Origin of the sequence: Ruminococcus sp. AM43-6 (assembly GCF_003461785.1) — a bacterium.
In the GTDB taxonomy this organism is placed as follows: domain Bacteria; phylum Bacillota; class Clostridia; order Oscillospirales; family Ruminococcaceae; genus Hominimerdicola; species Hominimerdicola aceti.
On sequence record NZ_QTXU01000009.1, the window covers coordinates 25,528 to 40,196 of the forward strand.

Below are 14,669 nucleotides of genomic sequence, written 5' to 3' on the forward strand. Positions count from 1 at the left end.
AAAATTAATCAAGAGCAAAATACTGACAGAAAAACACGATTTTGCAACGGAGGTATCAAATGAAAAAACTGAAAATAAACAAGGTGGTGCTGTCGGTGGCAACAGCGTTTCTTATGCTCACGAGCATTGTTTCCACAGTGGCTAGTGCATCGGGCGGAAACGAGATAAAGCTCACAAGCGACAAGAACTTTGCACAGGCAGGCGACAGCATAAACGTAAAAGCGAGCCTTGAGCCTGATAAAACAGGCGTTGCAGGCTTCACTATAGACCTGCATTATGACCCGTCAAAGGTAACAGTATATGTGCCGACCGATGAGGAGAGCGAGAGTACATACAATGTGGGAAGCAAATTCTCTGTTATAACCAACTATGTTGCTTCATCAGGCACTATAAAAATAGTCGGTGCAAACCTTACAGGTTCTAACATAAAGGACAGCACAGACCTTGCCCTTGCGACTTTCAAGGTAAAGGACGGCGTAACAGGCAAGATAAACTATTGGGTAGAGGTTGAAACAATGGTGGCGGAAGCTGACGGTGGATACAAGTCAGTTTCATACTCAGCACCTACAGAGGGTTCACCGCTCACTGTCAGCGCAGGGGAGGAGATCACAACAACTCCTGCAACGACCACTACGACTGCTTCATCTAAGGCTGAAGCTGCTACAACTACATCAAAGTCGACCACAACTACAACGACGACTACAGCAAAGACTACGACCAAGTCCGAAGCGACTACCACAGCTACGGCTAAGTCTGAGAAAGTTACAACAGCTACGACAAAGCCTGTTGAAACCACCACAACGACTACAACAGCAAAGAGCGAAACTCAGGCCACTACAACCGTAACATCTGCACAGCCTGAGTCCGAACCGCTTTTCACACACAAGCAGGGTGACGCTGACTTCAACAGCGAAACTTCCCTTCAGTTCGGTTTCAAGCTTTCTGACTACATAACAGACTATTCTCAGCATTACAATGTAAAGGTCAACGTAAAGTCATCAGGCAACGCAAGCGGTGCAGTCGGTGCGTTGGTAGACGGAAGCTGGTCTGCACAGAGCACGAAGCTCACAGGCGGCGAGGAAGCACAGTGGATATACTCAGATCTTGACCCTTCAAGAACAAGTGACGAGGTTTTCGTACAGCTTTATTACTTAAAGGCAAATGCAGATTTTCAGATAGCTTCCGTGGAAGTAACACCTGTCAAGGAAGCAGTTGACACATCAGCCGTTACAAAGGTCACAGCGGCAGAACCAAAGCCTGCTGACGATACAACGACCACAACTACTACAACAGCAAGCACAGAGCCAAAGGCTGACGAAAACGCACAGCCTGAAAGCACCACCACAACAGCAGCCAGACAGCCTGAAAATGTCGGTGCGGCTGTTACTACAGTAAGCGAGGGCGACAGTTCGCAGGAGCTTACGGAATCACAGGCAACAGAAAAGATACAGCAGATAGTTGACGAGGCCTCATCGCAGGCTGACAGCTCAAAAGTAAATCCGTCAACAGGCGTTGAAATGACAAAGAACATTCTTACTGTCATTGCCGCAGGATATGTTATTTTTGCGATATTTGCAGTTATCTTCAACAGATTTGCCGCAAAGGACGAAGAATAATAACCGAATATATTTCTTTTGGCTATAAAAACGGACGTTTCCATCGGAAGCGTCCATTTTTTCGTCAAGAACACCAAGGGGATAGTGTGATCCTGCATTTTATTGATCTTCTATAACAGGCGGAATAAAATTCTCCAAGGCGCTGAGAAGCTTAGGGTGTCGTATAACAAAATGTATAGCAGGCGCGTTTCCCTTTGATATCATCGCCCACTGACCTTCATGGATCAGTATTTGCAAATTGCAGAAGGTCTGCCGCTTAGCATATTTAAGGCTATAGTTTTCGTGTGTCTGTGCATAGCGTTCTGTGCTTTTTAAATGTGCAGAATAATCATCATAGCTGTAAAGAACATCACTGGCACAGAATACACCCGACAGGTCAAGAGCATGGGGACGTGTTTCAAATTCCTCTCGGGAAAGACAGCATATCTCGTCCTCTATGGTCATGGTTTCCAGTATTCTCTCAACTCGCTTTTTACGCTCGCTGACATAAGCTTTTATATCTCTGCCCCGGCGGTCGTCAATGCCATTTCTGTCAAGTATACTATCGAGCAGGTCATTATCCATAGTATAAACAGGCAGAGCAGATAAAATACTCCTGCGCCTGCCACGTCTGTGAGAATCGGCAGTGAGAAAATCGCTGAAATCTTTTTCCCTGTCACTTCGGTATATCTCCATAAGCGGGCAGGCGTTTGAAAGCAGATCATTGGCACGTTTACGATAATATCCAAGCTCCTTTTTGGACTTGGTCAGATAATATCTGCCCTCGCTGTGAAAGCCTGCCACGGCTTCCCCTGAAAGAGCCGCCGCACCTGATACCTTCAGCAAATGCAAAAAAGCATTATTCTGTACGTTTTTCAAATAGTAAGGCGCTATCTGCCCCGTCATATACATCGGTATCCAGCTTTCAAGACCAAGCATCATATCATCTAGGGAGCGGTCAAGATTATGTATCTGACAAAGGTGCAGACCCTTTTTAAGCATCAGAGCCATACCGAACATCCACTTCTTCGGAAATTCGGGATCATCAGCCATTTCCTTCATAGGCATATCACTGTACATTATCACAGGCTCATTAGAACGTGACAAGACTGTGGCTTTCAGAAAATCAAGCTCACTTTCCATCATTTCCTTGATGCCAAAATAACTTTTTGACACAGGAAGCTGAAAAGGCAATGCAGGTACTTTCATTTCACCAAAACGTATCGCCTTTATGTATTCGTTCAGGTCAAACTCATCAAGCTTATCAAGAAACTTTTCAATTCCACCGCTTTTTATCTCTCTGCTCTGTCCGGCATGATCGCTGAACAGCCATTTGCATATCACTTCATAACGCTGTGATACATCCTCTATATCACTTTCATTACAGCCCACAAGCTGTGCGACCGCTGATATCTCTGTGGGAGTTTTAAGCTCCCTTGCAGTAAAGCCTGCTATTGCGGCGACAAAGCGTTCAGGGTCGGCAGGCTTTCTAGTACCGTTCCGTATACGGAAAACGGTGGAAACATCATAATTTATCTCCTTGCACATACGCTTGATGTTTATATCAAGGGCTGAGATAAGGGTATTGAAATTTTGCCGCATAGACTCTCTGTCGGCAGGTATGATATCTTCACAGTCAAGAAAGGCTCTTTTTATGTTCTCCCTTGTCATATCGCCATAGCCTTTTTCCCTTGCCACAGCCTCAAGAGCGTTGCAAAGCCCGTCAAACGCCACAGTGTCTATCTCAGGTATTCTCTCTCCGCTTCTGTATCTGCTAAATGTTGAGGGAGATATCCCTGACAACTCACAAAGCTCCTTTGCCGTGCAGGAAAGCTGTTCTATATACTTACCAAGCTGTTCGCAAAACTTCATTTTAACGATCCCTCCCGCTGTCATATGGTATTACGTTAATTATATATCATATTTATCAAAAAAGGAAGTCCCCCACGATATATAATTTCAGAATTGGCATATGACTATTATGAAATAAACCACAAATTTATTCATAGATTTGTTATAATGTGATAAAGGATATCACATTAGGGAAAATACAAAGTAATGGAGGTGTGCTTATAGGATAATAACGAACATGAGAAAAAATATAATATCAAAAGGAGATGTATATTATGAAAAAAACGACCACTGCAAGGGAGAATAACCGCTTTTATCCTTACCCTATGTTTGGCAGCACCACAAATGTCTATGTTGACATTTGCTGAAAATTCTACAGTCAGTAATGAAACGGAACTAAAGTCGGCATTGGAAAATACGGAATTTGCAGAGATCAAGTTGGGCGGAAACATTGAGACCACCTGGGAACTAGATGTGGAGCGCACTGTTACTCTTGATCTCAACGGATATACCCTGAGCTGCAGCTCGACAGATGAGGATATAATTCGGGTGCGCAGCAGCGGAAACCTAACAGTAAAGGACAGCGGCACCAATGGCAAGATCGATGGGCAGAACAAGAACTGCGGATTTGAAGTCAAGGGCGGAACGCTTACTCTAGAGAGCGGCAGTATCGTGAATTGCACGGATGCCGACGGAGACGGCGGCGCAGTGGATGTATCCAACACTGGTGTAACGGAAACTCCGGTCAAGTACGGCAAGTTCGTTATGAACGGCGGTACTATTAAGGATTGCAAAGCAGGTGATGACGGCGCTGCTGTGGATATAGGCATGGGCTGCACATTTACAATGAACGATGGTACGATCAGCAACTGCAGAGCGGAGGACGACGGCGGTGCTGTATTTGTCAAGCAGGGCGGCTTCTTCGTGATGAACAGCGGAACGATTGAAAACTGTTCTGCATGCAATAATGGCGGTGCAGTGAACATATACGAAAATGGCAGCTTCACCATGACCGGCGGCACAATTAAGGACTGCAAGGTAGACTTGGGAGGTCTCGGCAATGCAGTATATGGCAAAAACAATACGGCGATCGTTGTCATTTCTGGAGGTACGATCGAGAACTGTGGTGTATTTCCATGGCCTTTTGATGAGTTCACAGTGACATTTGATTCAGACGGCGGAAGTGCAGTGTCAGAGCAAAAGGTATTGAATACTTCTGCGATCGAGCCAAATGAACCGAAGAGGAACGGCTATGATTTTGCTGGGTGGTATCTAAATGATGCAAAGTATACCTTTGATACCAAGATCACTGGGAATATTACTCTAAAAGCACATTGGACGCCTGCGGCAACTTTAAGCAGTATTAACATGATCGATATCGAAAACGTGAAGCTTGATTATCAGCCGGGCAATGCCCCGCAGGCATCGGCCAAGCGAACAGGCACTAATCAGGATAAATATGATATTCTCTTTGAATGCTGGGAAAAGCAGGAAAAGGACGACGACGACACCATGCACATGGTTGGCTACTGGTATTCTGATGAAAGCGTTTATTCGGACGACGATGTTCGATTCAATACCTTTGAAAAGGGCGGAAGGTATATATATTCCGTGAAACTTCAGGCAAAGGACGGCTATACCTTCGATCGCAATTTGAAAAATGAAAATGTTACACTGAATGGAGCAAGCCTGCCGTCTAGCGCGTGGGTCATGGTGATGGATGATGGGAAGACCTGCCTCATTCAATATGGAACAGAGCTGCGACCCGGTCAGGCTGTTGAAGAGATCCGACTTGATGCCATTATCAACTTTAATGCCGGAGATAAACCGCTTTTCAGCACCGGTGTCATTGACCCTATCGTTGACACCGATCATCAGCGGTGGGACGCCAATGACGGCAGCGGTTATGGCATTACCTCCAGCGACTACTGGAACGAACGCTATAACGGTAAGCTCATTACGGAATTTGAAGCCGACAAAAGCTATACCTATGGCGTATATTTCAAGATTTCCGATTTGGGCATGGAAGAGGGCTACCGCTTCGATCAGAACACGAAGCTCTATATCAACGGCGAAGAAATCACCCTGACACCCGATCAGATCGATGTGGATGATAGCGGTGAAACCATTTGGTTCAGCAATGTATTGACCATGACGCCGTCCACCGTGAAAGTTATTGATGTGGTGGAGATAAATGATGTCACCATCAGCTTCAAGGACGGCGACAAGCCCGTTTTTACCGGCAAGAGTCCTGAAGGCGTGAAGTATGCATACAATTGCGAGTGGTGGGAATTGGACAGCAAAACAGGTGCGATCTCTGCGGATTTTTTCAGCGGCGCTTATGAAAATAAGATAACCACTTTTGAAAGTGGAAAGACATATCATTACGGCGTGTATGTGAAAGCTGTGGGCTTTGTTGAGAGTGAAAATACCTCTTACATATTCGGACCAGACACTAAACTTAAGATAAACGGCGAATTTGTAAATTACAAACGCTATGAAAATGATACCAGCGACGGCTCTGACGGCACCTTGTGGGTCATCACTGATCTGACTATGACACCAAAGGCAAATGATACAAGCTCTGACAGCAGCGATACAAACTCAGACAGCAAAGACACAAGTTCCAATAACAGTGGCACAAGCACAAACAGCAACTCAAATACTGACAGCAAGACCCCTGCCAAGAACAACGCAGGAAGCACAAATCCTAACACAGGCAATAATGTTAGCGGTATACTGCTTACATTCGTTATAGCTGGAAGCGGACTTGTAGTGGCAGGCAGAAAATCACGCAAAAACAAATAACAGCATGAGCTGACAAAAGACGGGCGTTTCAAAGCGAAACGTCCGTCTTTTTATATTCATATCAAATTTACTTGTTCTGTGCCTTAAAGATAACGCCCGTGACCTTTGGACCTGCGTTTATTGCAATTGCCGCACCAATCTGATAGCACTCAGCAGGCGGATAGCCCACCTTCTTAGTCATAGCCTGCACCATTTCGTCCCTGACGCTCTCGTCATTGCCGTAAACGATGCAGTAAGGTGTCTGCGGTATCATTTCCTTTACAGTCAGGTCAAGTATCTTTGGCACAATAGCCTTGTCGCCTCTTACCTTTGTTTCTGTAACGATAGCATGGTCATGTATCCTCATGATAGGTCTAAGACCCATTACCTCGCCCACAAAAGCAGCCGCAGACGGAATCCTTCCTGACTTCTTTGCATATTTGAGTGTATATGGTGCAAAGAAAATAACGCAGTTCTTTATCCAGTCCTTCATAAATGCCACGATATCAGCCGCAGGAACGTCCTTTGTGGCTTTCATTGCGCCCTGAACTACTGCATAACCATACGCCCCTGTGTAGCTCTCGCCGTCTATATTGTATATAATGAACTTGCCCTTTGCCTCAGGGTGAGCGGAATAAAACTCCTCTGCCGCCATAACAGCGTTGTTGTATGTTGCCGAGCCTTTTGAGTTTATGGTAGTGTTTATAACATCAGTATAGCCCTCGCTGTAGAGCTTCTCAAAAGTTTCCTGATATTCAAAGGCTGTTATCTGCGATGTAACAGGTATGCCGTCAAAATCGTCAAGCATTTTGTAGAATTTCTCGTTGTCGAAATCTATCCTTGATGTGTAGCTGTCATCACCCATTGCCACCTTGAAATTCATTATCTGAATATCCAGCTTCTTTTCAAGCTCCTCAGTGATATCGCTCGCTGAGTCGGTAAGAAATTTTATTTTTGCCATAAATTCACCCTCCGTTTTTTTTATTTATTTTATTCGTCCCATGTGTATTGCGTCAGCTTGCCCTCTCTGCCAAGGTCGGGATAATCCCACTGTCTTAACACCTCATAGCAGGCTATTGCCACTGAGTTTGACAAATTAAGGCTTCTGAGCGTTTTCCTCATTGGTATCCGCACACAGCTTTGGGGATTTTCATAAAGCAGTTTCTCAGGCAGCCCCTTGTCCTCTCTGCCGAAAATTATATACACTTCCCTATCTTGCGGATAATCCACATCTGAGTGTACCATTCTGCCCTTTGTGGTAAAGAAATAAAACTCGCCGCTGTTCTTAGAAAAAAAGTCGTCAATATTATCATACTCGTATATTTCAAGCTTATCCCAGTAATCAAGCCCTGCACGCTTTAGTTTTTTGTCGCTTATCTCAAAGCCGTAAGGCTTCACAAGATGCAGTGCCGCACCTGTCACTGCACAAGTCCTTGAAATATTGCCTGTGTTCTGCGGTATCTGCGGCTCTACAAGCACGATATTAAGTCTGTTCATCTTCGGTAACACTTCCAGATATCACAAATTCGTATAGTCCCTAAGCTCCTGATAGCTTGTGAGCCAAGGAAGCTGACCCTCCAGCATAAGACCGTCTGTCCATGGGGTCTGGTAGCTGTATGTAGTCTTGACAGTAAGCTCTGTGAACGCTGTGGCTCTGTTCATTGCGATAGGCAGGCTGTCACCCTTGAGAAGTCCTCCAATAAGAACACTTGTGAACATATCTCCCGTTCCTGAATAGTGTGCAGGAACATAATCATTTTTTATTTTCCAAAAACTGTTATTTTCTTTGTCATAACCCACAGTTGACATTCCGCCGTCTGCAAGATTTACGCTTGTGATAACAACGATCTTTGCGCCCTGCTTTGAAAGCCTTACAAGCCATGATTTTATCTCAGAGCTGCGCATTGAAGCCGTAGGATATTCCTCACCAAGAAGTATAGCCGCCTCTGTGAGGTTAGGCGTGATTATATCCGCCACCTTTACAAGCTCGACCATACGGCTGCAAAGCTCCTTTGTGTAGGTCTTATATGCCTTTCCGCCGTCACCCATAACAGGGTCTACGACCTTCAGGGCGTCAGGAAAAGCCTCGAAAAACTCAAGGCAGTGGTCTATCTGCTCGCTTGAAGCCAGGAACCCGCTGTACACACAGTCAAATTTCATATCCATTTTTTTATAGTGTTCCAATGCAGGCTTCATAAAGTCTGTAAGATCTCTCATAACAAACTCGCTGTAGCCGGTGTGTGCCGAAAGCACAGCCGTTGGCACAGGACACACCTGAATGCCCATAGCGGAAAGCACAGGTATCACCACTGTTAGCGAACACCGGCCAAGACCTGATATATCCTGAATGGAAACAACCTTTTTACAACCCTGCATAATAAAACCCTCTTAAAAAATACTCATAAATATTATTATAACATATCCATCAGGATTTTTCAATAGCCCATGGCTTTCCGGCAATATTTTTTTCACTATATTTTTTCATATTGTTCATATCAATATGATATGATTTACGTGCTCTATGAAAAGCAACAAAAAAGTGCCATTTTTCGCACTTTTTAGGCTAGCACCTACAAAATTCATCATGATAATTTGTACAAATTTAGTCTTGCAAAAACGTTTAAAATAGTATATAATATGTTTATTAAAGCAAAGTGATTTTGTTTATAACACCAAACCAAATATCAAAGAAAGAAACAAATGTATGAAAATAAAAAAAGAAATAAACCTCTTTGCAGGAATGTTCACCGCAGAGGAAATATATCGCTATGGTGATATCATACTGCTGTTAGGTCATATAATATATCTTGTGCTGTTTTATCGGTTTGGAGTATACCAAATGGTATATTATAACTATTTCAGCGTAGCATTCTATGCAGTGATGTATTTCCTGCTTCATTTTAAGAAGATAGGCAAAATATCATTTACTTACCTTGTGCTTGGCGAGATAATAGTACACGCCTGCATGGGTGCTTATTACATAGGCTGGTCAGCAGGATTTACGCAGATAATGCTGTGTATAATACCTATTCCATTTTTTATTGCACAAAACAGGAAAGCGATACCATATATACTTTCGTCCTTTGATGTTGTTGTGTTCATAGTCATGCGTATCATAGTCACAAACAGGGTCGCACCTTACAGCTTTGATACCAACAGAGAGAATATCTTATACATTTACAATACTCTATGCAGCTTTATTATAATTATCTATGTATCTTCCATATACATTTTCACAAATGAGCATAACAAGCGTGAAGCAAAAGCACAGAACGAAAAGCTTCAAAAGCTCGCCACTATCGACCCACTCACTCAGCTTTTCAACCGCCGTGCCATGATGGATTATATCAAAAAGATAGAAAGCAACAGCCGCAGGACAAACAGCGTATATTCCATGTGTTTGGGCGATATCGATGATTTCAAGCACGTTAATGACACATATGGTCACGAAGTCGGTGACAAAGTACTTAGAGCGGTATCAGATGTTATAGCTGGAAACGTGCCTAGCGAGGGCTATGTGTGCCGTTGGGGCGGTGAGGAAATACTATTCGTTGTTCCCAATACAGACACAGAAAGCTGTGAGAAGATAGCAAAGAGCATTTGCCAGAAAATACATGAGTGTACATTTAAGGAAAATTCTCGAAGTTTCAATATATCCATGACTTTTGGAGTTTACTCAGTGACTCCGAACGAAAACTATGACGAGGGTATCTCAAAAGTGGATAAGCTGCTATACAAGGGCAAAAATCAGGGCAAAAACTGCGTTGTATCTAAATAAAATCAAGGCAGCCGTGTAGGAAAAACTCCACGGCTGCCTTTTTCATGCCTATTTTGCAGAGAGATATCCTCTCATGTCTACAGAAAGGCGTTCCTCAAGACATATAAGCTCCTTGGCAATGCTCTTGGACTTCTCGTCTGCCGCCTTATAATTGTTGAGATATCCAGACAGGGACTTCACGCCCATATTACAGCCGTCTGTTATAAAATCTGCCACAGCGTCGTCACTGCTCTCTGCCGCAAGCTTGAAGTTGGTTTTAAGCCATGCCATGCCCTTTGCCATAGCAGGCGGCTCTTTTCCGCTGTCATGATATGAATTTAAAAGTCCCTGAAGCTTCTCTTGTATCTCCACATGCCCTGCAAGATTTTTCTCTAACGTTCGCTTTAGCTCTCCGTTTGAAGTGTATTTCAGCGAATCCTCAATAGACTGCACGCCCATTTTTATTCCTGCATCGCACTCCCTGAGAAGCTTTATTGTATCCTTTTCTATCATCTAAGTTCGCTCCTTTCATAACTGCAAATAGTTTTCCACAAAAAATTCTCTTTATGCCTGCATAAATTCAGCAAAAACCATTGAAAAATCTTTAAATTTGTGATATAATTTCTTCATGGCTTATGCCTGAAGTATATAAGGGGGTATTTTAAATGGGAGAACACAAACATTACAAAGAGTCGGGCAAATTCAGCCCAGTTGGAGCAGTGCTCATGGTGCTTGCAACGGCAGTATGCGGCGGATTGCTTTTCTGGCTCTATCTGCTTTTTGAGGGCTGGTGCACTATCATCTATCTCAATGTTATCGCTGCGATAGCGGTGTCATGCGCACTTGGCTTTGTGGGAGGAAAGATAGTCAGAGCATTCAAAATGCGAAACACAGTTGTGGCAGTTGCCTGTGCAGTGGTGGGCTTTTTATTTGCCTCATATTTTAAATGGGCGCTGTATGATTACAACGATCTGAAAAAATATGGCTATGAGCTTATGGAAGAATACACAGCCTATGATTATTATGACGAGCTGAATATGCTTTTCGATGAAAACACAGACGGCTTCGGTGATTATTATGACTTTTATCACCAGACCAAGGCATATGATCTTTTCAGCAACGATTCAACAGGCGATTTCACAGACGAGGACATTGCCACCATGCAGAAAAAGTCTGTATGGCAGTTTTTCGAGCTTGACAAGCTTCTTGGCAAAGATAAAAAATCCGCACAGAAAAGCCTTGAAAAGTCATACACCATGAACGCATATGACTACACCTACGATTTCAGGAAGTATGACAAGACAGGTCTTTTTGACATAATCGCACACCCTTCCGACCTTTGGAAGGACGTTAAGTCCATTAACAAGGAGGGTCGCTGGTCTTACAAATCATCACATTCATCAAGAGATAACGGCTCGCTTGTGAACGGCACGATCCTGTGGATAGTATGGGGCAGCGAATTTATCCTTCTGCTGGCTTTCCTTGTGGGCGGCGTGAGAATCAAGTCAAAAGAGCCTTTTATCGAGTCTGAGGACGATTGGGCAGAATACAAAAACCTCAAGGGTGCATACAAATTCATGGTGCCTGAGGACATAAAGTCATTTAAGGTTTCAATGGAGCAAAGCCCTTACACGCTTTTTGATTATCAGACGGCTGTTACTCAATTCCTGCCTACATATATGGTGATAGATTGCTATGTGAGCAAGTCGGGCAATGAGAATTATCTCACAGTTTATCAGCAGACGATCAATCCTAAGAACAAGAACCCTGACACAAAAGTTCTCGTGAACAAACTCTTTGTTGACGGTGACTTCATGAACAGGCTCTATTCCCTTGCAAATTTTGCTCCGCAAATGCAGGACGTTCAGCAGACACCACAGTAAGGAAAGAATAAAGACATACAAAAAACACGGCTGAAAAAATATCAGCCGTGTTTTATTATGCCAATTTTTATATTTTACAGCCAAGCGCCGTAAATAGTTTCTCCTGTAAGCTCACGATATGAGCGCACTCTAAGATCCAGCATATTTGCTCTCGCCTTTGCAATGACCTGTGAAGGTGAATTGTAATTCACCACTATGGCAGGCTCGCTGTGAGATGTGTGGTCAAGCTTATCCTTAACCGCTTCTGCTACCTCATAGCCCTGTGCTTTCATTGTAGGCTTGCCCGAAACGATAGACCTGCTGTTAAGCTCCTGCGGCTTTATGACCATTACATTATCAGAATTTAGTGTTATGTCAAACTGAAAATCAGCCGAGTCGCAATACTGACCCATGCCTATAACCGTCACCTTTGCAGTTCCAACGTTCACGTTGTCAGAGTAAACTGTTCTGTAATCAACGTCAGGAATAAGCGTTTCTCCGTCTACAAAAACGTCAAATATCTGTGTTCTCTCCTTGCCAGTGTATGACATAGAGCCACGCATATTTGTGGTACAGCCCACAATAGTGAGCTTTGTTTTTATGCTCATATCTGCACTGTCGCTTCCCTCTTGGACACTGTCAACAGTGTCAAGAAAAGCTTTCACTTTATAAACATATCTTGTTTTTGGAACAAGTCCATAGTCTGTAAATGAAGTGCCGTCTGTTACAGTTGCTATCTGCTCAAACTCTGCGTCCTCAGCGTCGGTCTTTCTGTAAACATAATAGCCGTCAGCCTGCGACACCTCGTCCCATGTTAAAGTGAGCTTATCAGAGCAGATATCCTGCGACTTTACGTTATCAGGTGCGTTCAGAAGCACTGCCGCACTGCCTGTGACGTAAATATCGCCCTTGCTGTTGTCAGCAAAGCTGTTTCCGCTTATTTTAACCTGAGATTTCTTATTAGCTTTTATTCCGTAACCTTTATTTTTATTGCAGGTGTTGTTGAAAAATTCCACAGAAGCGCTGTTGTCAGCCATAAAACCGCTAAGACCGTTTTCTTCAAGGATATTGTCAGAAGCCTTACCTCTTCCGCCAGTAAATATAAGTCCGTGATTTTTAGACTTCTTAACAGTGTTTTTTCTCACATCTGCCTTAGCTTCTTTGGTTATCTTTATGCCGTTGGAGCCTGCGGAGGTTATAGTATTGCCTGATATGGTATTTTTATCAGAACCGCCTGAAACATAAACTCCCGACACGCCTGGCTTTTTAATGGTATTTGAGCTTACCTCATTGCCTGAACCACCGCTTATATAAACGCTGTTCTGCTTTGTGCCTGTAAGCTTATTTTTGGTCACAGTCACCTGTGACGATTCACTGAGCCATATAAGATCCATGGAATAATTATATCTGTCATAGTCATAGCTTATATCGTTAGAACCTATGAAAATTCCCGAAACGTCCGTGAGCCTTACTGCCGAGCCAGCTGTTTTTATAGTGTTGTCTACTATCTTCACGCCCTTTACAGTGTAATTGTAATCAGGGTGTGAGTATGACTTTTCAAGCTTCTTGCCGAATATCTGGATAGCATACGGCTGGGGATAATAATATGTACCCACAACGGTTATGTCGTTGTTTCTTATTATGGTGTTGGCATTATCGTCAAGGCGATCCTTTATGCCTGCATAGCCTGAATTAGGCACATGGAAATTTGCATTTTCATAATCTGTCATGTACTTGAAATCTATGGCACAGCCAACGTTTTTCATAGTATTGTTTTCGATTATACATTTTTTATGATTAATAAGTACGATAGCTGTTCCGCTCATATTATAAAATGAGTTGCCTGATATAAGTGTATTAGTATAATATACACCAAGACAAGCTGAATGTGAGCCAAGACCTCTTATAAGGTCATGGAATTTGTTGTTCTTTATTACAGCATTGTCGCAAGGGGTATCATCAAAAGGCTCATACGCTGGGAAAACATCACTGTTACTTATGGTATCCAGCTGAATAGCCTCTTTCTGAAATGTTCCCGTATAACCATGAAAATCGCAATCCTCGATAGTGATGCCCTTTACACCGCCTATCTCAACATGATGACCATTGTAATTGTTTTTTATCTCAACGTTCTTTATCCAAAGGTTTTTCATGTGACCAAATCTCATATTAGAAAATGGTCTTGAAGTAGACGAAGGGTTGCCGTCCCAACAGCCTCCCTCGATAACGATATTTCTCTCGCTGCCATATCCGCCTGCACCATTTGCCTGAGCGTTCTTTATCATACAGCCCTTGTCAAAATTTCTGACGATAGTCGCTCCGTCCTCAAGATACAGCCAAGTGTTTGAATATATCTCCAAAAGCTTGTCTATCCTGTATTTTCCTTTCGGCACAACGACCTTTATCTGCACAGAGTTGGAGCCGTTGTCAATGGCATAGTCAAGGGCTTTCTGTATCGCCTTTGAGGAGTCTTTCTTTCCCTTTTTGTCTGCGCCGAAGTCAACAACATTCACTTCAAGCGCTCCCGAATATCCGCTTATTTCCGCTCCACTGGCTTTTGTGCCGGTGATAGTGGAATAATCATAAGCAAAGCACCTTACTGTCATAAGCATAATGGCGAGTAAACACGCCGCTGCAAAGGCAATAAAGGTGCGAGTTATCTTTGTCAATTCTCATCTGTCCTTTCGTTGTCTTGGGGTTATCGCTGCTCTCTTTTTTGTTCTTTTTATCTTTTTAGCAGAACATATTTTACACATATTCAATTATACCAAATCACGCCCCATTTGTCAACCGAAAAACGTCAAAAAGACGAAAGCA

The 14,669-nt window shown here is 43.3% G+C and carries 10 protein-coding genes; 4 read left to right on the forward strand and 6 right to left on the reverse strand.

Annotated features, from left to right (window positions below):
• The first annotated feature begins 59 nt into the window (after positions 1 to 59).
• Positions 60 to 1,616, forward strand: a complete 1,557-nt coding sequence (locus tag DW938_RS06860; protein WP_118124299.1) for a cohesin domain-containing protein — start codon at positions 60 to 62, stop codon at positions 1,614 to 1,616.
• 99 nt (positions 1,617 to 1,715) lie between these two features.
• On the opposite strand, the gene DW938_RS06865 is transcribed toward DW938_RS06860, so the two are convergent.
• The gene (locus tag DW938_RS06865; RefSeq protein ID WP_118124300.1) at positions 1,716 to 3,467 is read right to left on the reverse strand and encodes a helix-turn-helix transcriptional regulator; all 1,752 of its coding nucleotides are present in this window, start codon (positions 3,465 to 3,467) and stop codon (positions 1,716 to 1,718) included.
• Between the two features lie 324 nt (positions 3,468 to 3,791).
• Between DW938_RS06865 and DW938_RS06870 the strand changes: the two genes are divergently transcribed.
• Positions 3,792 to 6,254, forward strand: a complete 2,463-nt coding sequence (locus DW938_RS06870) for an InlB B-repeat-containing protein (RefSeq protein WP_118124301.1) — start codon at positions 3,792 to 3,794, stop codon at positions 6,252 to 6,254.
• 67 nt (positions 6,255 to 6,321) lie between these two features.
• On the opposite strand, the gene DW938_RS06875 is transcribed toward DW938_RS06870, so the two are convergent.
• The 3 genes from DW938_RS06875 to DW938_RS06885 are packed head-to-tail and all read right to left on the reverse strand — an operon-like array spanning position 6,322 to position 8,609.
• A complete protein-coding gene (locus DW938_RS06875) occupies positions 6,322 to 7,194 on the reverse strand; it encodes a DegV family protein (protein ID WP_118124302.1) in 873 nt (290 codons plus the stop codon).
• Between the two features lie 29 nt (positions 7,195 to 7,223).
• Positions 7,224 to 7,730, reverse strand: coding sequence for a tRNA (cytidine(34)-2'-O)-methyltransferase (locus DW938_RS06880; protein WP_117864851.1), 507 nt, complete (start codon positions 7,728 to 7,730; stop codon positions 7,224 to 7,226).
• Between the two features lie 21 nt (positions 7,731 to 7,751).
• The gene (locus DW938_RS06885) at positions 7,752 to 8,609 is read right to left on the reverse strand and encodes a pyridoxamine kinase (RefSeq protein WP_038670828.1); all 858 of its coding nucleotides are present in this window, start codon (positions 8,607 to 8,609) and stop codon (positions 7,752 to 7,754) included.
• 328 nt (positions 8,610 to 8,937) lie between these two features.
• On the opposite strand from DW938_RS06885, the gene DW938_RS06890 reads away from it, so the two are divergent.
• A complete protein-coding gene (locus tag DW938_RS06890; protein ID WP_118124303.1) occupies positions 8,938 to 10,011 on the forward strand; it encodes a GGDEF domain-containing protein in 1,074 nt (357 codons plus the stop codon).
• Positions 10,012 to 10,059: 48 nt separating this feature from the next.
• Here the strand turns inward: DW938_RS06890 and DW938_RS06895 are convergent, their stop codons facing one another.
• Entirely contained in the window at positions 10,060 to 10,503 is a 444-nt protein-coding gene (locus DW938_RS06895; protein WP_118124304.1) for a hypothetical protein, read from the reverse strand.
• Positions 10,504 to 10,655: 152 nt separating this feature from the next.
• Between DW938_RS06895 and DW938_RS06900 the strand changes: the two genes are divergently transcribed.
• Positions 10,656 to 11,873: a hypothetical protein gene (locus DW938_RS06900; RefSeq protein WP_118124305.1), complete on the forward strand. Its 1,218-nt coding sequence runs from the start codon at positions 10,656 to 10,658 to the stop codon at positions 11,871 to 11,873.
• Between the two features lie 74 nt (positions 11,874 to 11,947).
• Here DW938_RS06900 and DW938_RS06905 read toward each other — a convergent pair whose 3' ends face one another.
• Complete coding sequence (locus tag DW938_RS06905) at positions 11,948 to 14,521, reverse strand: right-handed parallel beta-helix repeat-containing protein (RefSeq protein ID WP_118124306.1); 2,574 nt, start codon at positions 14,519 to 14,521, stop codon at positions 11,948 to 11,950.
• Between the last annotated feature and the right edge of the window lie 148 nt (positions 14,522 to 14,669).

Excerpts from the sequence above, each read along its gene's own strand:
- DW938_RS06860 (WP_118124299.1), top strand. The coding sequence starts at position 60 with ATGAAAAAACTGAAAATAAACAAGGTGGTGCTGTCGGTGGCAACAGCG.
- DW938_RS06865 (WP_118124300.1), bottom strand. The coding sequence starts at position 3,467 with ATGAAGTTTTGCGAACAGCTTGGTAAGTATATAGAACAGCTTTCCTGC.
- DW938_RS06870 (WP_118124301.1), top strand. The coding sequence starts at position 3,792 with ATGTCTATGTTGACATTTGCTGAAAATTCTACAGTCAGTAATGAAACG.
- DW938_RS06875 (WP_118124302.1), bottom strand. The coding sequence starts at position 7,194 with ATGGCAAAAATAAAATTTCTTACCGACTCAGCGAGCGATATCACTGAG.
- DW938_RS06880 (WP_117864851.1), bottom strand. The coding sequence starts at position 7,730 with ATGAACAGACTTAATATCGTGCTTGTAGAGCCGCAGATACCGCAGAAC.
- DW938_RS06885 (WP_038670828.1), bottom strand. The coding sequence starts at position 8,609 with ATGCAGGGTTGTAAAAAGGTTGTTTCCATTCAGGATATATCAGGTCTT.
- DW938_RS06890 (WP_118124303.1), top strand. The coding sequence starts at position 8,938 with ATGAAAATAAAAAAAGAAATAAACCTCTTTGCAGGAATGTTCACCGCA.
- DW938_RS06895 (WP_118124304.1), bottom strand. The coding sequence starts at position 10,503 with ATGATAGAAAAGGATACAATAAAGCTTCTCAGGGAGTGCGATGCAGGA.
- DW938_RS06900 (WP_118124305.1), top strand. The coding sequence starts at position 10,656 with ATGGGAGAACACAAACATTACAAAGAGTCGGGCAAATTCAGCCCAGTT.